The following is a 19,766-nucleotide window of genomic DNA, read 5'->3' on the forward strand; positions in this document are numbered from 1 at the left end:
ACAGCCGGAACAGCCTTTTGTTTTGATATACGTAATATATGGAACCTGATCGCGCCTTGTCACCCCGGCAAAACAAGAAAGGTCGTGATCCTATGGTTCCCCGTCACGCGTGGACAGGTGCGCCGCCCTGCGCATCCGTGCCGACAGCGCAGGACGGAACGCCGGGCATGGCACATACGACCCGCGCCGCGCGGCAGCGTACGGCCTGTTGTCCTTCCACACCGTCACCCCGCCGCGAATGACCTGCACTGCACGCCCCCCCAGCGTGATCCCCGCATACAGGGCGGACGGGGCAGCGGGGCACGTTTCTTCCGCCCCGCCGTCCCACAGGACGATATCCGCATCCGCGCCCGGCATGATCGCCCCCTTGCGAGGGTAAATATTGAAGGCGCGCGCCGCCGCCTGTGACGTGACGGCCACGAATTCCTCCGCCGTCAGCACGCCCGCCTGCACGCCATGCCGCCAGACCACGCGCATGCGCTGCGCAAGGCCGTCCACCAGCCCGTCGCCCCCCATGCCCGCCGCACGGAACCCGCTGGCGACCATGCCGATGTTGCCCGATGCCACAGCCCCCCACAGCGCCCGCCGATGGGCCACGTCACGAAAGGGCGGCAGGGTCAGATACGGGTCGGGTTCGCCTGCCCTATCCCCTTCGGGATCATAGACCGCTTCATCCACGACCAGATGCGGGGCCAGCACATGCCCCTCCACCCGCTGCCCGCGCAGGCGCGCGCGCGCAAGGCCCTCCGTGGCCCCGGTGGTGGAAACCGGCCCCACATGCACCGGCGCACCCACAAGGCCCGCCAGCATGATGGCACGGTCCACCGCTTCGGCCTCGACCTGCGGGGGGGCCGACAGCAGGCAGGCTTCCCCGCCGGTAATGCCCGCCTGATCCAGTTCCGCACGCAGATAGGCCACGGCCTGCGCGTTCTGGGCGGCAATCCGGCACAACGCCCCGCAATCCGTGGCATGGCGGGACAGTTTCAGGATGGCGCGGTCGGACAGCCCGGCCGCCATGGACAGATGAAAGGTGTTCACGCCCCTGTCCATCACCAGCGCGTCCATGCCATCCAGCACGGCTTCGCCCGCATCCGGCAGCGCCATATGCAGCCCGACATCGACATGCGACCGGCGTGCCGCATGCCGCCACGCCCGCCACGCCGCATCCAGCCCGTCATTCCCGGGGCACATGGTGTCGAGTATGGTGGTCGTACCACCGGACAGGGCGTCCATCGTGCAGGCGAATCCCGCCTCATCCGCGCCGATGGCGGTATGCGCGTCCACCCCGCCGGGCATGACCAGCAGGCCACCGGCATCCACCACCGCGCACCCGGCGGGAATATCCAGATCGGGACCGATGGCCAGGATCCCGTCCGCGCCGCCACACAGTACATCCACCCGCAGGCTGGCCTGCCCCGTCACCACCATGCCGCCACGGATCAGCAGCAGGTCGCGCCCATGTCCATGCCGCATGCCCATATCGCCCTGTATTCAGTTCCTGCCGGTCAGATCAGTGATCGCGGATCCTGACCGTCATATCCAGCGCAGTGCCCAGCCGTTCCAGCCTGCGGCGCACGCTTTCGCCCTGCACCACATCGCGCCCCGGCGCGAAATGCAACGACAGGACGCCGTCCATACAGTCCAGCCGCGTGCCATCCAGCAGCGCCTCGGTCCCGCCACTGACGGTATAGGCCAGCCGCAATGCCTGCCCCAGCGCCACGGCACGGCCAAACTGTACCTGATCCAGCAGCTGCCGCGACGGCTGCAGATACGCCACCGACAGGTCCGCGCCATACCGGACCGCAAGCGTCAGTGACAGGAACGCACGCGCCTGATGGGTAAAGCCCACCCCCTGCATGCGCAGGATACGCAGATAGGTCTGTTCCGCGCGGTACTCGGGGTGATCATGTGCGCCCACGTCCGACAGCCAGCATGCAACGCTGCGCAGGCGGGTTGCGACCTGACCTTCATCCGGGAAAAGGGGCGCGGTCCATTCCGCCAGACGTTCGGGCAGGGTCATGCTGCGTCCCAGCATGCTGCACATTTCACGCGCGACGGCATCCTGCGGGTCATTTCCCGACACGCTGGCGGCGACGTTGCGCATGTACCAGCCTTCGCGCAGGCCATCGACACAGAACACCAGCCCCGTTGAATGCGTACGCCGCATGAGCCTGCGCAGCACCGTCGCGGCGTAGGGTGCATCCTCTAGCCGCTTGCGCGGCACGCCGGGCAGGCGTTCGAGCGAACGCTTGCCCGCGCCAATGATCCAGTCCGCCATTTCCCGCGTAACATCGGGCGTGAGGCTGTACAGATGCACGATATTCAGTGGATAGGCCGTCCGGGCGATCTGCATGCGTGCCAGCGCGCGAAACGCCCCGCCCACCAGGTACAGGTCCTGGCCATGCACGTCATCCAGCCACCCAACCCTGGCCAGATCCTCGTCCACCAGCGCGCGGGCGCGGGCCAGATCGCCATCGGCACGGTCATTCAGCCGGATCACACCCAGCGGCAGCGTGCAGGCATTGAGCTTGCGCCCGTTTTCCAGCCGGATCAGTTCCAGCGACCCGCCGCCAATATCGGCCACCAGCCCGTTGGCGTCCGGTATGCCGCACAGGACGCCGGTGGCGGAATAATCGGCTTCCTCCTCCCCGCTCAGGATACGGATCGGAACGCCGGGCAGCCGGGATTTCAGCCCCGCCACGAATTCCGGCCCGTTGCTGGCGTCACGTACGGCGGCGGTGGCCAGGACCTCGAACGGACTGGCCTCCATCCCGCGCGCGATGGCGTTGAAACGGGCCATGACCTCCATCGCCAGGGGTACGGCTTCCTCATTCAGGCGTCCCGTCGCATTCAGGCCCCGCCCCAGTCGCAGGACCACCTTTTCATTGAAAATGGGAGCCGGATTGCGCGAAATCCCGTCAAACACCACAAGGCGGACGGAATTCGATCCCAGATCTATGACCGCCGAGCGGCGAAACCCGCCATCCACCGTCACATCCGGCCCCATATGTCGCCAGCCCACCATGCCATGACCGCACCCATACCGTAATCCCTAGTCCTCAATCGTCTGTTCCGCATGCCATGGCTGGGACGCGCTGACCCGGATCGGGGCATCGCCCACCGTGGCCCGTCCTGCATGGACCGGATGTTCCATGAAATATTCATGGGATGAAAAGGGCCGACGCCCCGGCTCCAGCCGACGCCATACACCGTTCCGCTGTAGAATCCACGACTGCAGGTTGTCCTTGAGGTCGATCATCATGATCTGCTCAAGCACGCGGGCATGGACCTGCGGGTCCAGCATGGGCACCATGCTTTCCACCCGCCAGTCCATGTTGCGCTGCATCCAGTCCGCCGAGGAAATGTACAGCTTCGCCTGCCGGCTGGGCAGCCGGTGCCCGTCGCCAAAGGCGTAGATGCGGGCATGTTCCAGAAAACGCCCGACAATCGACTTGACCTTGATATTGTCCGACAGCCCCGGAACACCGGGGCGCAGGCAGCAGATCCCCCGCACCACGGCCGTGATCTTCACCCCGGCGCATGACGCGGCGTACAGCCGGTCGATCAGGTCGGGATCAACCAGTGAGTTCATCTTGAGCCAGATCTGCCCCGGACGGCCTGCCTGCACATGGGCGATTTCCCCCGCGATCAGTTCCTCGATCGTGCGGCGGATGGTCACGGGCGAAAATGCGATCGCCTCCATCCGCGCAGGCACGGCGTAGCCGGTCATGTAATTGAACAGCCGCGCCGAGTCCCGCGCCAGTTCGGGATTGCAGGTGAAAAACGACAGGTCGGTATAGATCCGCGCCGTGATCGGGTGATAATTGCCGGTGCCGAAATGGGCGTAGGAGCGCAACGCCCCCCCCTCGCGCCGCACGACAAGGCTGAGCTTGGCATGCGTCTTGAGGTCGGAAAAGCCAAAGACCACCTGCACCCCCGCCCCTTCCAGCGCGCGGGCAAGGCGGATGTTGGCTTCCTCATCAAAGCGCGCGCGCAGTTCCACCATGGCGGTCACGGCCTTGCCAGCTTCCGCCGCCTCGATCAGGGCCTTGACGATGGGACTGTCGCGCGATGTGCGGTACAGCGTCTGCTTGATCGCGACCACGGCGGGATCGATGGCGGCCTGACGCAGGAACTGCACCACCACGTCAAAGCTTTCAAAGGGGTGATGCACGATCATGTCGCGCGCGCGGATGGCAGCGAAGCAGTCGCCCCCGCAATCGACAATCCGTTCGGGAAAACGCGGGGTATAGGGGGCGAACAGCAGGTCGGGCCGGTCATCGACAATCAGCTGCTTGAGGTCGACCACGCCGATCAGCCCGGACTGCACGAACACTTCATCCGGTGGCGGGGCCAGCCCCTCGGCCATGGACCGGGCCAGGTCCTCGGGCATACGGGCCTCGATGTCCAGATGGATCACCACGCCCCGCCTGCGGCGTTTCAGCGCGCTTTCATACGACCGGACCAGATCCTCGGCCTCGTCCTCGAATTCCACGTCCGTATCGCGCACCACGCGCATCACCCCCCAGTCCCCTGCCACAAGACCGGGGAACAGGCGGTCGATGCACATGACAATCAGCCGTTCCAGCAGGATGAAACGCGTCACCCCCGGCGGCGACAGGGCGGCCGGCAGGCGGATGAAGCGTTCGATCCGCGCGGGCAGCAGGATCAGCGCCTCCATCACGAACTGGCCTGTTTCGGCATTCATCAGCCGCAATGCCTGCGCAATACCCATGTTGGGAATGAAGGGCAGCGGATGGGCCGGGTCGATGGCCAGCGGGGTCAGGACGGGAAAGACCCGTTCCATGAAGCAGGTTTCCAGCCATGCCTGCTCCTCCGGCGTGAAGGAGATTTCATCGCGCACGACAATGCCCGCCTCCTCCAGCTCGCGCTGCAGGTCGCGCCAGATGCGCTGCTGTTCCTGCAGCAGGCGTCCGGTACGCTCGCGCACGGCGGACAGCTGCTGCTGTGGCGTCAGCCCGTCGGGGGATGTCTTGACCAGCCCCTCGCGCACCTGCCCCACCAGCCCGGCCACGCGCACGGAATAGAACTCGTCAAGGTTGCTGGCGCTGATCGACAGGAAGCGCACGCGTTCAAGCAGCGGATTGCGGGGATTGTCGGCTTCGTCCACCACGCGCTGGTTGAAATCGAGCCATGACAGTTCACGGTTGATGAAGCGCGCGGGCGATGTGGCGTCGGGTACGGGTTCCATCGGCGCACGTACCGCAACCTGCCGCCCGGTCGCGGCCGGCTTGCGGCTGCGCGCGCGCGGACGCGGCTTGCGCGGGGTATCTTCCGGGGCTTTGCGTGGCGATGTAGCCAATGGATTCGGTCTCCCGTTCGGGGGTGGTGTTCTTTGTTGCATATGACCCTAGGCCAGCGACACGCCTGTTGGCCAGAGCAACCGTATGGTTCAGTCCCCGGGCACGCTGGCGGCGGCCGATATCGTGTCCACCAGCATGTCCGCCAACGCGCGTGCGGCAAGGCCGCGGGTAATGGGCCGCCCGCAGGCAAGGGCGGCATGATCCAGCCGGTCCACCGCGTCCTGCATCGCCCGCGCAGTCCGTGGCAGGCGCCGCAGAAGCCATTCCACAACCGGCTGCGACACGACAATCTGCCGTTCCGCCAGCAGGCGCAGCAGCAGCACGCGCAGCAGCCCGTCGCCCGGCTGCCGTATGGCCACCGCCATGGTCGCGCGCAGCCTGCTGGCCAGGTCAGGCAGGGCCACGGGCCAGCGCGCCGGTGGCGTCCGCCCGCCCAGAAGCAGGGCAATCCGCTGTTCACGCGCGGTATTGAGCAGGTGCAGCAGCGCGCGTTCATCCCTGCATTCATCGGCCCGGTCCACCGCCATGGCCATGACCGGAGCCCCCGTGGCGCGCGCGGCGAACAGGGCGGTGACATGTGCAAGGGACAGGCTGCCGCCATGCAGCAGCACCGCGTCATGCACGCGCGCCCATATTTCCAGCATATGGGTCTTGCCCGTGCCGGCCGCCCCCCACAGTGCCAGCCTGCGCTCGGGCCATGGCGTGGGACCAAGCACCCAGCTGCGCGCAGCCGCGTTGGAGGCGGAAAAGACAAAGTCCCCCACTGCAAAACGTGGCGTGTGGGCAAACGGCAACACCAGTTGCCCGATCACCCCCGCAACCGCGTTTTCATCCGTTTTCAGCTTCGTGCCTTCAACCACCGCTTTGTGCGTTGCCCCGCCTTGACGTAAAGAAGGCCGGAAGTCCGTTCGACCCCGGTCCCATACGACGGTTTTCATAGCCCGCGTGCGGGAGTCCGGGAAAGTGATAGTTTGATTACGAAAAAGGCCCCCGCATGACGTCCGCCCCCTGCCCGCCCAATGCTTCATCCGATACAGCGCCTGGCGCCACCTACCGCGATGCCGGGGTGGACATTGCCGCCGGTGACGCGCTTGTCGAAGTCATCAAGCCCGCCGCCAAGGCAACGGACCGTCCCGGCACCATGGGGGGCCTGGGCGGTTTCGGCGCGCTGTTTGACCTGAAGGCGGCCGGTTTTTCCGATCCCATCCTGGTGTCCTGCACCGATGGCGTGGGCACCAAGCTCATGATCGCCATTGAAAGCGGCCTGCATGAGACGGTGGGCATCGACCTTGTCGCCATGTGCGTCAACGACCTGGTGGTGCAGGGCGCAACACCGCTGTTCTTCCTGGATTATTTCGCGACCGGCAAACTGTCGATCGAGGACGCGGCCAAGGTCGTGCGTGGCATCGCCAGAGGCTGTGCCGACTCCGGCTGCGCGCTGGTGGGGGGGGAGACCGCGGAAATGCCGGGCATGTACGCGCCCGGCCATTATGACCTTGCCGGTTTCTCGGTCGGGGCGGCGGAACGCACGGCGCTGCTGCCGGGTGATATCCGGCCCGGCGATACGCTGATCGCCCTGCCCTCCGCCGGCGTGCATTCCAACGGATTCTCGCTGGTGCGCGACATCGTCAGGCGCAGCGGACTGGCATGGGACGCACCGTGCCCCTTCGCCGATGGCCAGACGCTGGCGCAGGCGCTGATGACACCCACCACGCTGTATGTCCGCCCGGTGCTGGACCTGCACCACGCGGGCCTTCTGGTGGGGGCGGCCCACATTACGGGCGGCGGCCTGCCGGGCAACCTGCCGCGCGTACTGCCAGAGGGCGTGCGGGCGGTGGTGGATGGCACGGCATGGCCGATCCCGCCGGTCTTCCCATGGCTGGCCAGCATCGGCAATGTCACGACCGAAGAAATGCTGCGCGTCTTCAACTGCGGCGTGGGCATGGTGCTGGTGGTACGCGACAGCGACGCCGCCATGGCACGCCTGACCGCACGCGGGCAGCAGGCTTTTGTCATCGGCACGATCACGCAGGGCGACAGCCCCGACAGCCCGGCCACGCTGAGCTTTGACGAACTGCCCGAACTGCGTGACTGAACCGGCCCGTGACCTATAAAACACCCATCGCGATCCTGATCAGCGGGCGCGGCAGCAACATGCGCGCGCTGATCGATTCGTGCGCCCGCCCCGATTACCCCGCCCGCATCGCCCTTGTGCTGAGCAACAACCCCGATGCGCCGGGCCTGGAGGTGGCGCGCGCGGCGGGCCTTGCCACACAGGCCATCGACCATCGCAACTACCGCCGGGACCGCGCAGCGCACGAACGCGCACTGGACGCGGCACTGCGCGCGGCGGGCGTGGAATATGTCTGCCTTGCGGGTTACATGCGCCTGCTGACCCCGTTCCTGACCACTGCATGGGCGGGGCGGATGCTGAACATCCACCCCAGCCTGCTGCCGGCCTTCCCCGGGCTGCATACGCATGAACGCGCGCTGGAAAGTGGCGCGCGCATCCATGGCTGCACCGTCCACTGGGTGACGGAGGGGATGGATGAAGGCCCGATCATCGGGCAGGCGGCGGTGCCCGTTCTGGCCGATGATACACCCGATGTGCTGGGCGCGCGCGTACTGCAGCAGGAGCACCGCCTGTATCCCGCCGCGCTGCGGCGCGTGCTGGTTCCAGATGCAGCGCCCGCCGCCACCGCGGCGGACTGCCTGCTATCGGTCTGATCGTTGATAGACAAAAACAAACGTTTTCAGGTGCTGCCCTCTTCAAAGGGCAGTGTCTTCTGAAGCTTTTTGAAAAAAGCTTCTCCAAAAAATTTCTTTATCATCTGCGCGATGGCGCAAAGGCTGCCTTTCTGAACAGCTTCCAGACATGAAAAAAGCCGGCCCGAGGGCCGGCTTTTCCATTAGCGGGGACGAAAGCCCCCGCCACCATGACCCATAGGGATCAGGGCAGGATTTCCGTGCCGGCGAAGAAGAAGGAAATTTCGTTCTTCGCGTTTTCAAGGCTGTCGGAACCGTGGACGGAGTTTGCTTCGATGCTTTCGGCAAACTGCGCACGGATGGTGTGGGCTTCGGCCTTCTTCGGGTCGGTGGCACCCATCACTTCGCGGTTCTTCAGGACAGCGTTCTCACCTTCGAGAACCTGCACCACGACCGGACCAGAGATCATGAAGGACACCAGATCGTTGTAGAACGGGCGTTCCTTGTGCACTTCATAGAATGCGCCAGCGGTCGCCTTCGTCAGCTGGATGCGCTTCTGTGCGACGATGCGCAGGCCGTTGCCTTCGAACACGGCATTGATCTTGCCGGTCAGGTTGCGGCGGGTCGCATCGGGCTTGATGATCGAGAGGGTACGTTCGACTGCCATGGGACAGCTCCTTTCAAACGGGTTCTGAAATATACGAGGCGGCATTGGACATAAGCCGACATCACCTTACAAGCGCCATCTAGAGCATATCGCCGCAGACTGGTAGGTACAACCCGCACGAAACCAGCCATGTCCCCCATATTGCCGGAGTTTTCCGCCCGTGAGCCTGCTCGTCATATCCGACCTGACCCTGCGCATTGCAGGACGCACCCTGCTTGATGGTGCCAGCCTGAGCATTGATCCGGGGCGCAAGATCGGCCTGGTCGGCCGCAACGGGGCAGGCAAATCGACCCTTCTGGCCGCAATCGCGGGGGATATCGCGCCCGATGGCGGCACGATCCACATGTCGTCGCGCGCGCGCATGGCGCGGATCAGGCAGGAAGCGCCCACGGGCTATGGCTCGCTGCTGGATACGGTGCTGGCGGGCGATACCGAACGGACGGAGCTGCTGCGCGAATCCGAAACCACGACCGATCCCGCCCGCATTGCCGACATCCATGAACGCCTGCTGGCGATTGATGCCCACAGCGCACCGGCGCGGGCGGCGGCCATCCTGTCCGGGCTGGGGTTCGATGCGCAGGCGCAGACACGCCCGGTATCGGACTTTTCGGGCGGGTGGCGCATGCGCGTCGCCCTTGCCACCGCGCTGTTCCTCAACCCCGACCTGCTGTTGCTGGATGAGCCGACCAACCACCTCGATCTTGAAGCCACGATCTGGCTGGAAAACTGGCTGGCGCGCTTTTCGGGCGCGGCCCTGATCGTCAGTCACGACCGGGGGCTGCTGGACCGCGCGGTTGACGCCATCGCCCATCTGGACCGCGGCAAGCTGACGCTGACGCCGGGCGGGTATGAGGAATTCGTGCGCATCCGCACCGAACAGGCCCTGCAGCAGGCCCGCATGGCCGAACGCATCAATGCCAAGCGCGCGCACATGCAGTCCTTCGTGGACCGTTTCCGCGCCAAGGCCACCAAGGCCAAGCAGGCGCAGGCCCGCATCAAGGCGCTCGAAAAACTGCCGCAGATCGACAGCGTGGTGGAGGATACGCCCAGCCACTTTTCCTTTCCCGAGCCCTCCCCCCTGCCGCCGCCCATGCTGACCATGGAACGGGTTTCGGCCGGGTATGGCGACCACACCATCCTGTCCAACCTGTCGCTGCGCATCGACATGGAAGACCGGATCGCCCTGCTGGGTGCGAACGGCAACGGCAAATCCACCTTCGCCAAGCTGGTGGCGGGACGGCTGGAACCGCAATCGGGCACAATGCAGCACAGTCCGAAGCTGAAGGTCGGCTATTTCGCCCAGCATCAGGCCGAGGAACTGCGCCCCGACGAAACCCCGGTGGACCACATGGCCCGCGCCCTACCCGACGCCACGCCGCCCGCCGTGCGCGCGCAGCTTGCCCGCTTCGGGCTGGACGCGGAACGTGCGGAAACACCCACGCGCGACCTGTCCGGGGGCGAAAAGGCCCGCCTGCTGCTGGCACTGGCCACGCGCGATGCGCCGCACCTGCTGATTCTGGATGAACCGACCAACCATCTTGACCTTGACGCACGCGATGCGCTGATCCGCGCATTGGCGGAATTCGAAGGTGCGGTCCTGCTGATCAGCCATGACCCGCATCTGGTTGAACTGGTGGCCGACCGGCTGTGGCTGGTGGGCGATGGCACCGTGCGTCCGTTTGACGGCGACATGGCGGAATACCGCACGTGGCTGACCGAACGCGCGCGCGCGGTATCGAACAACGACCCCGCCCGCCCTGCCGCCGCCCCGAAACGCGACGACCGCCGCGAACGCGCCGAAGCCCGCAAGGCCACGGCCCCGCTGCGCAAGCGCATCCGTGACGCGGAACAGCTGATGGCCCGACTGGTGGCCGAACGCGCGAAGCTGGAAGCCCGTCTGGCCGATCCGAAGCTGTATGAAAGCGGCAGGGCCGATGAAGTCACCGCGCTGAACACCCGTCTGGCCGCCATCGCACGCGAACATGACCGCGCGGAAGAAGACTGGCTGGAAGCAGAAACGGAACTGGAAGCCGCCAGCGCGGAATAAACACCGGCCCACACGGCATGGAGGCGTTCCGGACGCCGCCTTTTTCAAGGAGGCGATGTCCGGAACCTTTCATGCCCTATTCATCAATTACCTGAGTTGAGATAATTCCTAAACCAGGTCGGGTACAGAACGCGCGCTGCCACGCTGCACCAGCAGCCCGGTCAGGAAAACCGCCAGTCCCGCCGCCGACAGCCCGGCGCCCGTCCAGCCCACGTCCTGCGCGCCGTAGCCCGCTGCGATCACCACCCCGCCCAGCCACGCGCCAAATGCATTGGCCACATTGACAGCGGAATGGTTCAGCGCCGCCACCAGCCCCTGCGCATCCCCGGCCACGTCCATAAGCCGTGTCTGCAGCGCGGGCAGCAGGGCGATGATGCCCCCCATCAGGCTGGTCACGATCAGCACCGGCACCATGCTGTGTGCGCACAGGGAAAACAGGCACAGCATGACCGTGCTGGCCATCAGCGTCACCACCACCGCAAGGACGGGGCTGATATCCACCAGCCGCGCGCCCGCCATGTTGCCTGCCACCATGCCCACACCCCACAGCGACTGCGACAGCGGCACGACATAGGCAGGTACCCCGGTCACGCCCAGCAGCACCGTTGACAGGTATGTACCGACGCAGAACATGCCGCCAAAACCAATTGCCCCGGTCGCCAGCGTGAACCAGACCTGTGGCCGACGCAGCGCCCCCATTTCGCGTAACAGTGACCCCTGCAGGTCGGGCGTCATGGCGGGCACCGTGCGCGCGATCATGACCAGGGCCAGAAGCTCCATGCCCGTGATGAACCCGTAAACCGCGCGCCAGCCCAGCATCTGTCCCGCCCATGTCACCAGCGGCACCCCCACCACATGGGCGACCGTTAGCCCCACGAACACGCCAGCCACCGCCCGTCCCCGCCGCGCGGGATCGGCCATGTCCGCCGCCACCAGTGCCGCCACACCGTAGAAGGCCCCATGCGGCAACCCGGTCAGGAACCGTATGACCAGCAGCGCGCCATAGCCCGGCGCCAGCGCCGATGCCGCATTGCCCACGACAAACATCGCCTGCAGCGCCAGCAGAAGCCTGCGCCGCGACAGGCGCGCGCCGACAAGGGCGACAAGCGGGGCACCAATCACCACGCCCATGGCATAAGAACTAATGACATGCCCCGCCACCGGCACCGAGATGCCCAGCGAACGGGCGACACCGGGCAGCATCGCCATCAATGCGAACTCCCCCGTGCCTATGGCAAAGGTTGCAACAGCCAGTGCCCACCCTGCCGCCCCGAGGCGCGCGGGCATGGCCGGACGCGAAGATGAAATATCCGGAGTGCTCACATGTCTGCCCTTTTCCGACAGGAAATATTGGCTTACGCCTTAACCGGTCACGCAGGGATACGCCCGCCTGTATCCCACGCGCCCTGACCCGCCGTCAGTTAGCGGAATTTTAGGCCAGCGCAATCCATACCCCTCCGGGGACGTTAACCCGGCTGTGGCCGTGCTGGCGTTCACATTCCATGCAGCCCGTTTCATGCCCACCATACGGACATATAGATGACAGCCTCCCCCCCGTCGGCATCTACCGACGCTACAAACGGCCACGCGCCGGATTCCGGTTCTTCCCCGAAAAAAGACGACACACCCGACCCGCGCGCGCAACAGCTTGCGCGCATCTATGCCCTGCTGCGGCTGACGCTGGTCATTACCATCGTGGTCATGCTGATCTGGGTGGTGGGCGATGTGCTGATGGTCATTTTCGCGGCAACCCTTGTCGCCGTGATCCTGCACAACCTTGCCGGGCTGCTGGAACGCCGCACGCACATGCCCTACTGGCTGTCCCTTACGGCGGTGGTCGTGGTCATAATCGGCGCGCTGACCGGACTGATCTGGAGCAGCGGCCCCGAAATATCGGAACAGGCCCTGAAACTGCGCACCGCGCTGAGTGAGCAGGCCCACAACCTGCGCGACAGCATGGGCCATTCCTCCACCGGGCGGATGATCCTCGACAACCTGCCCACCACGCTGGGCGGGAACGAACAGGCAGCCAGCAGCGGCGGATTTGGATCACTGGCGGGGTCGATGACGGGGTTCGTCTCCTCCGCGTTCGGGGCGGCGGGCACGCTGGCGGTCATCCTGATCGCGGGGCTGTATTTCGCCATCTCGCCCGAACTGTATGTCAACGGCATGCTGCGGCTGATCCCGCATGAATACCGCCACACATCGCGTGAACTGCTACTGACGGCGGGCCGCACCCTGTGGGCATGGACGGCGGGGCAGGCGCTGGACATGACCGTTGTGGGGCTGCTGTCCTTCATCGGGCTGTGGTGCATTGGCGTGCCGCTGGCGCTGGCGCTGGGGGTTGTGGCGGGCATGGCCAACTTCATTCCCTATATCGGCGCCTTTGTCGGCGCGGTACCAGCCGTGCTGATCGGCCTGTCGCAGGGCACACGCGAAGGGTTCATGGTGCTGGGACTGTATGCCGCCATCCAGTTTTTCGAAGGGAACGTCATGGCGCCGCTGATCCAGCGCCACGCGGTGCAGATGCCGCCCGGGCTGACCATCCTGTCCCAGACGATCTTTGGCACCATCCTTGGCATTCCGGGGCTTATCCTGGCCTCGCCACTTACGGCGGCCCTGCTGGCGACCGCGGATCGCGCAACCCCGAAGCTGAAGGACGACGAACGGGTATGAACGCAAAACGGGGGCGGGAGATCATGCTCCCGCCCCCGTCTGCCATTCATCCGCACGCCGTGCCTCAGGGCAGCAGCGTATTCACGTCCACATGCGTCATGCCCGCGCGGGTGGCCGCCAGCATTCCCTCCCGGCTGTCCTCGAACACGAGGCAGGATGCAGGCGCAAGGTCCAGCCTGCCCGCCGCCAGCAGGAACATGTCCGGCGCGGGTTTCGGATTTATCACGTCATCTATGGTGATGATGACGTCAAACAGCCGTTCCAGCCCAAGATGACGCAGGCAGGCGGAGACAATCTGCCGTGACCCGTTGGACGCCACCGCCATGGGCAGGCGTCCATGGTACGCGCGGGCAATGTCCGCCACCACGGTAATTTCCCGCAGCACATGTAGCTTGCGCAGCATGCTTTCGCGCGCCTGCGAAATAATGCCGTCGCGGTCCACGCGCTGGCCCAGTCGCGCCTCGACAATATCCAGCACCATATGCTCGGACATCCCGCCATGGCCATGGAACCATTCAGGCGGCACGGCCTGCCTTATGGCATCCTCAAGGGCCGCCATCCAGCCTTCGCGGTAGAGGGGCAGGCTATCGACCAGCGTGCCGTCGCAGTCAAAGATCAGGCCAGCCGTATCCGCGCGCACCAGGGTCATGGGAAAGCGGACCGGGGATAATCGTACTGGTTGACCAGATCACGCAGGGCGTTGAAATCCTTGTCCTTGAAATGATGGAAGCGGATGACCGCGCCGGGGCGTTCTTCCACAAACACGGTGTTGTTCCAGTCTGCAGCGCTGATCCCGGTCCACAACGTAATGCGGTAGGGCTGTGTCGCATCACCCGCGGGCTGGTCGCCCTTGTGTTCGACCTGCATTTCCAGAACTGCGTCCCCGCTGGACGGCGGGGTCTGGCCTAGCGGGCCCCAGCCTGCGGTATGCGCCTGCAGCCAGTCATTGAGCGTATGGACCTGCGTTGCCGTCAGCGTGCGTTCCTTGCGCATGGGGCCGACGGCAATGGTGCCGGCTTCCATGGTGGGAAAGCTGAGGGGCCGGAAATTGGGCAGGGCGATCAGCCACAACCCCGCTGCCGTACCGATCGTGATGACAAGGAACCCGATCAGTAGGGCTGTCTCGCGTCTCATTTGCGTATGATCTCCTTATGCACGCACGGCCGCGATGACCCGGCCCACGTCATGATCCGACAGTTCCGCATGCAGCGGCAGCGCCATGATCCGGCGCGACAGGTCTTCCGCCACCGGCAGCGCTACACCATCATGTGCCGCGGCATAGGCAGGCTGCTTGTGCAGCGGAAGGGGATAATAGATGGCCGACGCCACGCCATGGCTTTTCAGCTTGTGCTGCAGGGCTGCGCGGTCTTCCTTTCCCTTCGTCAGGACGGAATAGATCGCCCATGAAGCGTGGCTGTCCAGCACGCGCGCCGGCGGGATCACGTGGCCCGCAATACCCGCGTCATACGCGTCGGCAATGGCGCGCCTGCGCCCCAGTTCCATGTCGAACACATCCAGCTTGGCCAGCAGGATCGCGGCCTGGATGGTGTCCAGGCGCGCATTCATGCCGGTGCGCAGGACTTCATACCGGGTCTTGCCTTCCCCATGCGTGCGCAGCGACCGGTACAGTTCGGCCCGCCTGGGATCATCCGTCAGGATACCACCCGCATCGCCATAGGCGCCAAGCGGCTTGGAAGGAAAAAAGGACAGCGTGGTCGCAACGGCCTCACGTCCCAGCCTGCGGCCCGACAGCGTCGCGCCAAAGGCCTGCGCACAGTCCGCCATCAGGAACAGCTTTTCCTCCTCCGCAATCGCGCGCAGTTCGGACCACGGGGCCGGCTGGCCAAACAGGTCAACGCCAATGACCACACGCGGCTTCAGCCTGCCTGCCTTGCGGACATCGGCAATGCGGCGGCGCAGGCTGGCGGGATCGATCTGGAAGGTTGCGGGGTCCACATCCACGAAAACCGGGGTCGCCCCCAGCACCAGCGGCACCTCCGCCGTGGCGGTATAGGTGAAGGCGGGCAGGAATACGGCGTCGCCCGCGCCGATTCCCTCGGCCATCAGGACAATCTGGATGGCGTCCGTCCCGGACGAGACGCCAACACACTGCGCAGCGCCACTGTAGCTGGCCAGCCGCCCCTCGAGTTCGGTGACTTCAGGCCCCATGACAAAGCGGCAGTGTTTCATGACCGCATCGACACGCTGCCTGATCTCATCTGCAATCAGGGTCTGCTGCTGGGGCAGGTTCAGAAAACCTATGGGTGCGTCCGCCGGAGCGTTCATGATGCATTCCTTTCCACATCGATCTGCCCCGCTGTGTCCGGAGTGGCCACGCCATGCGGGTTATGGGCAAATTCGGGGACAAGCCTGCGGACAAGCGCCAGCGCGCGTGCGCCATCACCATCCCGGCATGCCAGAGTAAGTGCATCCATGATATTGGCGACCTGCGCAAGGTCCACAGTACGCGGCGTTGCCATCCGCAGGCCGGGACAGTCGGTGGGCTGGAGGATTTCCTGCTTGTAAAACAGATCTTCAGCCAGCTTTTCCCCCGGTCGCAGCCCGGTAAAACGGATCTGCACGTCACGATCGGGCCGCAGTCCGGCCAGGACGATCATCTGCCGCGCCAGATCGACAATGCGCACCGGCGTGCCCATGTCCAGCACGAACACCCCGCCACTGCGCAAAAGCGCGGCCATACCATCCGCCCGCGCGCCCACCCCGCGCGCGCTGGCCTGCAGCACCAGCCCCACTGCTTCGGATACCGTCATGAAATACCGCATCATGCGCGGGTCCGTCACCGTCAGCGGACCGCCGCATTCCAGCTGGTGGCGAAACAGGGGAATGACCGACCCCGTCGACCCCATGACATTGCCAAACCGCACCGTCACGCACCGCATGGCGCTGCTGTCACGACTGTTGCGCGCATCCACATCCAGCGCCTGACAGTACATTTCCGCAATGCGCTTGGATGCGCCCATGACACTGGCGGGATTGACCGCCTTGTCCGTTGAAACCAGAACCATGGCCGTCACCCCGTGCCGGGCCGCGGTATCGGCCACGATACGGGTGCCTGTCACGTTGGTCAGCAGCCCTTCGCAGGGGTTTTCCTCCACCATGGGCACGTGCTTCAGCGCGGCTGCATGAAACACCAGTTCGGGACGGAACCGGGCGAAGATACGCTCCATCCGTCCGGCATCGCGAATATCGGCCAGGACAAGATGCCGCGTGACGTCAGGCGCCTTTTCCGCAAGGTCGATATCCACCTGCCATAACGGGAATTCCCCCATGTCCAGCAGGATAAGCTGATCGGGACCGTGGCCTGCGATCTGGCGGGCCAGTTCGCTGCCGATCGATCCCCCAGCCCCCGTAATCAGCACGCACCGCCCCCGCAGCATGTCCGCAATCCCCTGCCCGTCCGGTGCAATGGCCGGGCGGTTGAGCAGGTCGGACAACCTGACCGGATGCAACGGCGCCGTAGCACTTCGTGCGATTCCCGACAGGTCGGGCATGCAGCGGACCTGCGTGCCCGTTGCCTGCGCCATCCGCAGCACGGTGGACAGCCGTTCTCCCCTGAAGCGTGGGTCCGCCACCACCAGCAGCAGGTCGTCTTCCGCGTGGAAGGATGACAGGATGTCCGGCAGGTCCGTCACCTGTCCCAGCACCGGCACGCCGCGCAGCCGTCGGCCGGGACGGCGCTGGCGGCCCTCGACCACCATGCCCACGACCAGCCCGCCCATATCCGGCATCAGGCTGAGGAAGCGGCTGGCATCCTCCCCGTCACCCAGCAGGATCACGCGTCGGCGCGCGGTGTCCCGGCCATTGCAGTAATATCGCCACCGCTGGTAGGCCGCCCGCGTGCCCGCCATGATGACGAAAGCCGCCATGGCGTACGCCACGCCAAACGCCACGGCGCCCGGCCCCCACCACGGCGCAAGTCCGCCCATGACAAGGGTTCCCGCCAGCGCGCACGCCCATCCCAGCCGCCAGAAATCGGACCGCCCGGCAAAACGCCAGTGCTGCTGGAATATGCGAAAAGGCCAGCCCGCAATGACAATAGCCGCCATGCCGAGGACAGGCAGACCCCACCACGACAATGACGTGTCACCGGGATAACGGCACAATCCCATCGCCACGACCGCGGCCAGCGCGCCCATCAGCGTATCAAGGGCACTGTTGACCGCCAGCGTCCGTATCTTGCGCAGACACTCCGCCATGCTGCCGCCGCCTGAGGATTGCGTAACCATTACCCTCCCCCTATAGCCGAGCAGACGCAGGGCAAGAAGGAGAGATCATGCGTCCCTTCCCGCTTTCATGACGATGACCCATTCATTTTATACCGAAACCGGCCTTTTCGGGCTGTTTCTGGTGGTTGTGGCCGTAATGTCGGCCATCCTGTCGCGCCGGGTCATCGCATTGCGCGTGCTGGATTACCCCACCGGGCGCAGCGCCCATGGCACCCCGGTGCCCAAGGGCGGCGGACTTGCGATTCTGATCGTCTTCGTGGTGGGCGTGCCGCTGGGGCAGCTGCTGTTCCACCATCATGCGGATACGACCGACGTGACACTGCTGCTGGCCACGGTATGGCTTGGGCTGTTTTCGTGGCGTGATGACATGCAACCCATGCCACCCACATGGAAACTGGGGGCGCAGATTGCCGCAGCCGTGCTGGTGGCATGGGGCGATATGGCGGGCGCTGGCGCCCATACCGTGACGCTGGACGGCATGGGCGTTCGGGTCATGTGGCTGATAGTCCTGTGCAACTGCCTGAATTTCATGGACGGCCTGAACGGACTGGCCAGTGGTTGCACGCTGCTTGCGGCGCTGGTGACGGCGGGGCTGTGCGCAGCCGTGGGCGGCGGGGTGGAAACGTGGGGAACCGCGCTGGTGCTGGTGGCGGCCATCACCGGATTCCTGCCCTTCAACATCCCCCAGGCACGACTGTTCATGGGCGATGTTGGCAGCCAGTGCTGCGGTCTGGTACTGGGCGCGCTGGGGCTGCGCATGGCGGGCATGGAGCAACTGGCCCATGGGGCGTGGCTTATGCCCCTCATGCTGTCAGGTCTGCTGCTGGATGTCATCATTACGTTGCTGCGCCGGGCATGCCATCGCCGTCCGCTCATGCAGGCGCATCGGGAACATATCTACCAGATGGCGCAGCGCAGCGGCATGCGCGCCATGGACGTCACCACCGTGGCATGGGCAGGCACCATATGCGGCGGCATGGGGGCCGTGGCCGTCGGGCTGGGATGGATATCGCCCGTCCCGGCCCTGCTGGGCACGGGCCTGATCCAGTCTGTCTGGATCGCAGCAGTCATACGCCGGGTGAGACGGACGCCCGATCTGTCATGGTAACAACGAAAACAGGGGAAACCGCCCACTGGCCGTTTCCCCTGTTCCCTGTGACCTGACAGCAGATTTTATTTGGTCAGGGTAATCTTCATGCCCTGCGCCGCAGCCGCCAGACGGCCGCCGGAGCTGGACGTATCAAGGCGGATACGGACGCCAGCGGGGTTGTTGAGCAGCACCGCGCCCACCCCTGTTCCCGCCGTGACATCGCCATTGACGGCCGCATAGCTGCCTTCGAAATCCTTGACCTTCGTGAGGTTATAGACCTCACCACGGCCACTGATCTTGGCAAAGCCAACGGCCGCCAGCGATCCACCTTCGATCTTGAAGCGGTACGTGTGGTTCCGGAACACCAGCCTGCCGGTGCCCCATGTGTGGCCCACACCCACATCAAGCGACTTGAACTTCATCGTAACCTGTCCGGAAGGCGTGCCCAGCGAGGATTCCGCAGCATGGGCAAGCACCGGTCCGCCCGCAATCGGTGCCATGATCATGGCAAGGGCAACCAGACGTCGTGAGATACGCATGGAACTGAAACCTTCTGTCCGTATCGGCATGAAGTGAACCCTCATGTAACTCAGCCTGCGCGGCGGAGTTCCTCTGTCCGCCGGCCACGTGCGGGCTTGCGGGCGGGGGCTGCCGCCTTTTCCTGTGCCGCGGTCTCGGTCACGATGGCGCACAGGTCGCGCAGGTAGGCGTTCCCCTTGAGCGTGCGCTTGATCAGCACGGAACGGCGATCCATCGGGTCGGGCGTGCGACGGGCAAGGTCAAGCGCCTTCAGCCGGTCCAGCGCGCGGGTGATCGCGGGCTTGGACACGTTCAGGTCGGCGGCGAGGCCACGCACGGTGTGCGAATCGTCGCGGAGGTAGCAGGTCAGGAAAACGGCCAGCTGCCGCGCGGACAGGTCGGGCCCGTCGCGGCGGACCATCGCGACAATGGTGTCGCGCAGGGAATTGATCATCTGATCCGTGTTAGCCTGTGATGACTTGGCCATCGG

Annotated in this window: 17 protein-coding genes; 5 read left to right on the plus strand and 12 right to left on the minus strand. The window is 65.3% G+C overall.

Going from position 1 to position 19,766, the window contains the following annotated elements; all coding sequences use genetic code 11:
* Positions 1–90: 90 nt before the first annotated feature.
* The 4 genes from HNO79_RS00280 to HNO79_RS00295 all read right to left on the minus strand — a co-directional run bounded on the left by HNO79_RS00280 (position 91) and on the right by HNO79_RS00295 (position 6,184).
* Positions 91–1,473 carry an amidohydrolase family protein gene (locus HNO79_RS00280; RefSeq protein WP_244987380.1) on the minus strand — a complete coding sequence of 461 codons (1,383 nt, stop codon included), beginning with the start codon at positions 1,471–1,473 and terminating at the stop codon, positions 91–93.
* Between the two features lie 37 nt (positions 1,474–1,510).
* Entirely contained in the window at positions 1,511–3,007 is a 1,497-nt protein-coding gene (locus HNO79_RS00285) for a Ppx/GppA family phosphatase (protein ID WP_042658843.1), read from the minus strand.
* Between the two features lie 45 nt (positions 3,008–3,052).
* Positions 3,053–5,323 carry an RNA degradosome polyphosphate kinase gene (locus HNO79_RS00290; RefSeq protein ID WP_010514336.1) on the minus strand — a complete coding sequence of 757 codons (2,271 nt, stop codon included), beginning with the start codon at positions 5,321–5,323 and terminating at the stop codon, positions 3,053–3,055.
* 90 nt (positions 5,324–5,413) lie between these two features.
* Entirely contained in the window at positions 5,414–6,184 is a 771-nt protein-coding gene (locus HNO79_RS00295) for an HdaA/DnaA family protein (RefSeq protein WP_010514335.1), read from the minus strand.
* 134 nt (positions 6,185–6,318) lie between these two features.
* Here HNO79_RS00295 and purM point away from each other — a divergent pair, with 134 nt between their 5' ends.
* Positions 6,319–7,419, plus strand: coding sequence for a phosphoribosylformylglycinamidine cyclo-ligase (purM, locus tag HNO79_RS00300; protein ID WP_010514333.1), 1,101 nt, complete (start codon positions 6,319–6,321; stop codon positions 7,417–7,419).
* Positions 7,420–7,478: 59 nt separating this feature from the next.
* The gene (gene purN, locus HNO79_RS00305; protein ID WP_244987395.1) at positions 7,479–8,051 is read left to right on the plus strand and encodes a phosphoribosylglycinamide formyltransferase; all 573 of its coding nucleotides are present in this window, start codon (positions 7,479–7,481) and stop codon (positions 8,049–8,051) included.
* A gap of 223 nt (positions 8,052–8,274) precedes the next feature.
* Here the strand turns inward: purN and ndk are convergent, their stop codons facing one another.
* Complete coding sequence (gene ndk, locus HNO79_RS00310) at positions 8,275–8,697, minus strand: nucleoside-diphosphate kinase (RefSeq protein WP_010514331.1); 423 nt, start codon at positions 8,695–8,697, stop codon at positions 8,275–8,277.
* Between the two features lie 160 nt (positions 8,698–8,857).
* On the opposite strand from ndk, the gene HNO79_RS00315 reads away from it, so the two are divergent.
* Positions 8,858–10,744, plus strand: a complete 1,887-nt coding sequence (locus HNO79_RS00315; RefSeq protein WP_048855381.1) for an ABC-F family ATP-binding cassette domain-containing protein — start codon at positions 8,858–8,860, stop codon at positions 10,742–10,744.
* A 108-nt stretch (positions 10,745–10,852) separates the two neighbouring features.
* Here the strand turns inward: HNO79_RS00315 and HNO79_RS00320 are convergent, their stop codons facing one another.
* Positions 10,853–12,067, minus strand: coding sequence for an MFS transporter (locus tag HNO79_RS00320; protein ID WP_408885685.1), 1,215 nt, complete (start codon positions 12,065–12,067; stop codon positions 10,853–10,855).
* A gap of 216 nt (positions 12,068–12,283) precedes the next feature.
* Here HNO79_RS00320 and HNO79_RS00325 point away from each other — a divergent pair, with 216 nt between their 5' ends.
* Entirely contained in the window at positions 12,284–13,420 is a 1,137-nt protein-coding gene (locus HNO79_RS00325; protein ID WP_010514328.1) for an AI-2E family transporter, read from the plus strand.
* Between the two features lie 64 nt (positions 13,421–13,484).
* Here HNO79_RS00325 and HNO79_RS00330 read toward each other — a convergent pair whose 3' ends face one another.
* The 4 genes from HNO79_RS00330 to HNO79_RS00345 are packed head-to-tail and all read right to left on the minus strand — an operon-like array spanning position 13,485 to position 17,637.
* A complete protein-coding gene (locus HNO79_RS00330; RefSeq protein WP_214164367.1) occupies positions 13,485–14,069 on the minus strand; it encodes an HAD family hydrolase in 585 nt (194 codons plus the stop codon).
* Positions 14,066–14,554 (minus strand): hypothetical protein, encoded by a 489-nt coding sequence (locus tag HNO79_RS00335; RefSeq protein WP_010514326.1) that lies wholly within the window; start codon positions 14,552–14,554, stop codon positions 14,066–14,068. Before HNO79_RS00335 ends, HNO79_RS00330 begins: the two co-directional genes overlap by 4 nt.
* Positions 14,555–14,569: 15 nt before the next feature.
* The gene (locus HNO79_RS00340; protein WP_214164366.1) at positions 14,570–15,706 is read right to left on the minus strand and encodes a DegT/DnrJ/EryC1/StrS family aminotransferase; all 1,137 of its coding nucleotides are present in this window, start codon (positions 15,704–15,706) and stop codon (positions 14,570–14,572) included.
* Positions 15,703–17,637: a polysaccharide biosynthesis protein gene (locus tag HNO79_RS00345; RefSeq protein ID WP_214164401.1), complete on the minus strand. Its 1,935-nt coding sequence runs from the start codon at positions 17,635–17,637 to the stop codon at positions 15,703–15,705. The genes HNO79_RS00340 and HNO79_RS00345 overlap by 4 nt, the downstream gene beginning before the upstream one ends.
* Positions 17,638–17,740: 103 nt before the next feature.
* Here HNO79_RS00345 and HNO79_RS00350 point away from each other — a divergent pair, with 103 nt between their 5' ends.
* Complete coding sequence (locus HNO79_RS00350; protein WP_244987382.1) at positions 17,741–18,775, plus strand: glycosyltransferase family 4 protein; 1,035 nt, start codon at positions 17,741–17,743, stop codon at positions 18,773–18,775.
* Between the two features lie 65 nt (positions 18,776–18,840).
* Here the strand turns inward: HNO79_RS00350 and HNO79_RS00355 are convergent, their stop codons facing one another.
* Both HNO79_RS00355 and HNO79_RS00360 read right to left on the minus strand, forming a co-directional pair.
* Positions 18,841–19,296, minus strand: coding sequence for a hypothetical protein (locus HNO79_RS00355; protein WP_010514322.1), 456 nt, complete (start codon positions 19,294–19,296; stop codon positions 18,841–18,843).
* A 50-nt stretch (positions 19,297–19,346) separates the two neighbouring features.
* The gene (locus tag HNO79_RS00360; RefSeq protein WP_010514321.1) at positions 19,347–19,763 is read right to left on the minus strand and encodes a MarR family winged helix-turn-helix transcriptional regulator; all 417 of its coding nucleotides are present in this window, start codon (positions 19,761–19,763) and stop codon (positions 19,347–19,349) included.
* Positions 19,764–19,766: the final 3 nt, after the last annotated feature.

The organism is Komagataeibacter oboediens (assembly GCF_018491655.1).
In the GTDB taxonomy this organism is placed as follows: domain Bacteria; phylum Pseudomonadota; class Alphaproteobacteria; order Acetobacterales; family Acetobacteraceae; genus Komagataeibacter; species Komagataeibacter oboediens.

Bases quoted from the DNA above. Each gene is read 5' to 3' on its own strand.
- HNO79_RS00280 (WP_244987380.1), bottom strand. From the start codon at position 1,473: ATGCGGCATGGACATGGGCGCGACCTGCTGCTGATCCGTGGCGGCATG.
- HNO79_RS00285 (WP_042658843.1), bottom strand. From the start codon at position 3,007: ATGGGGCCGGATGTGACGGTGGATGGCGGGTTTCGCCGCTCGGCGGTC.
- purM (WP_010514333.1), top strand. From the start codon at position 6,319: ATGACGTCCGCCCCCTGCCCGCCCAATGCTTCATCCGATACAGCGCCT.
- purN (WP_244987395.1), top strand. From the start codon at position 7,479: ATGCGCGCGCTGATCGATTCGTGCGCCCGCCCCGATTACCCCGCCCGC.
- ndk (WP_010514331.1), bottom strand. From the start codon at position 8,697: ATGGCAGTCGAACGTACCCTCTCGATCATCAAGCCCGATGCGACCCGC.
- HNO79_RS00325 (WP_010514328.1), top strand. From the start codon at position 12,284: ATGACAGCCTCCCCCCCGTCGGCATCTACCGACGCTACAAACGGCCAC.
- HNO79_RS00330 (WP_214164367.1), bottom strand. From the start codon at position 14,069: ATGACCCTGGTGCGCGCGGATACGGCTGGCCTGATCTTTGACTGCGAC.
- HNO79_RS00335 (WP_010514326.1), bottom strand. From the start codon at position 14,554: ATGAGACGCGAGACAGCCCTACTGATCGGGTTCCTTGTCATCACGATC.
- HNO79_RS00340 (WP_214164366.1), bottom strand. From the start codon at position 15,706: ATGAACGCTCCGGCGGACGCACCCATAGGTTTTCTGAACCTGCCCCAG.
- HNO79_RS00345 (WP_214164401.1), bottom strand. From the start codon at position 17,637: ATGGCGGAGTGTCTGCGCAAGATACGGACGCTGGCGGTCAACAGTGCC.
- HNO79_RS00350 (WP_244987382.1), top strand. From the start codon at position 17,741: ATGACCCATTCATTTTATACCGAAACCGGCCTTTTCGGGCTGTTTCTG.
- HNO79_RS00355 (WP_010514322.1), bottom strand. From the start codon at position 19,296: ATGCGTATCTCACGACGTCTGGTTGCCCTTGCCATGATCATGGCACCG.
- HNO79_RS00360 (WP_010514321.1), bottom strand. From the start codon at position 19,763: ATGGCCAAGTCATCACAGGCTAACACGGATCAGATGATCAATTCCCTG.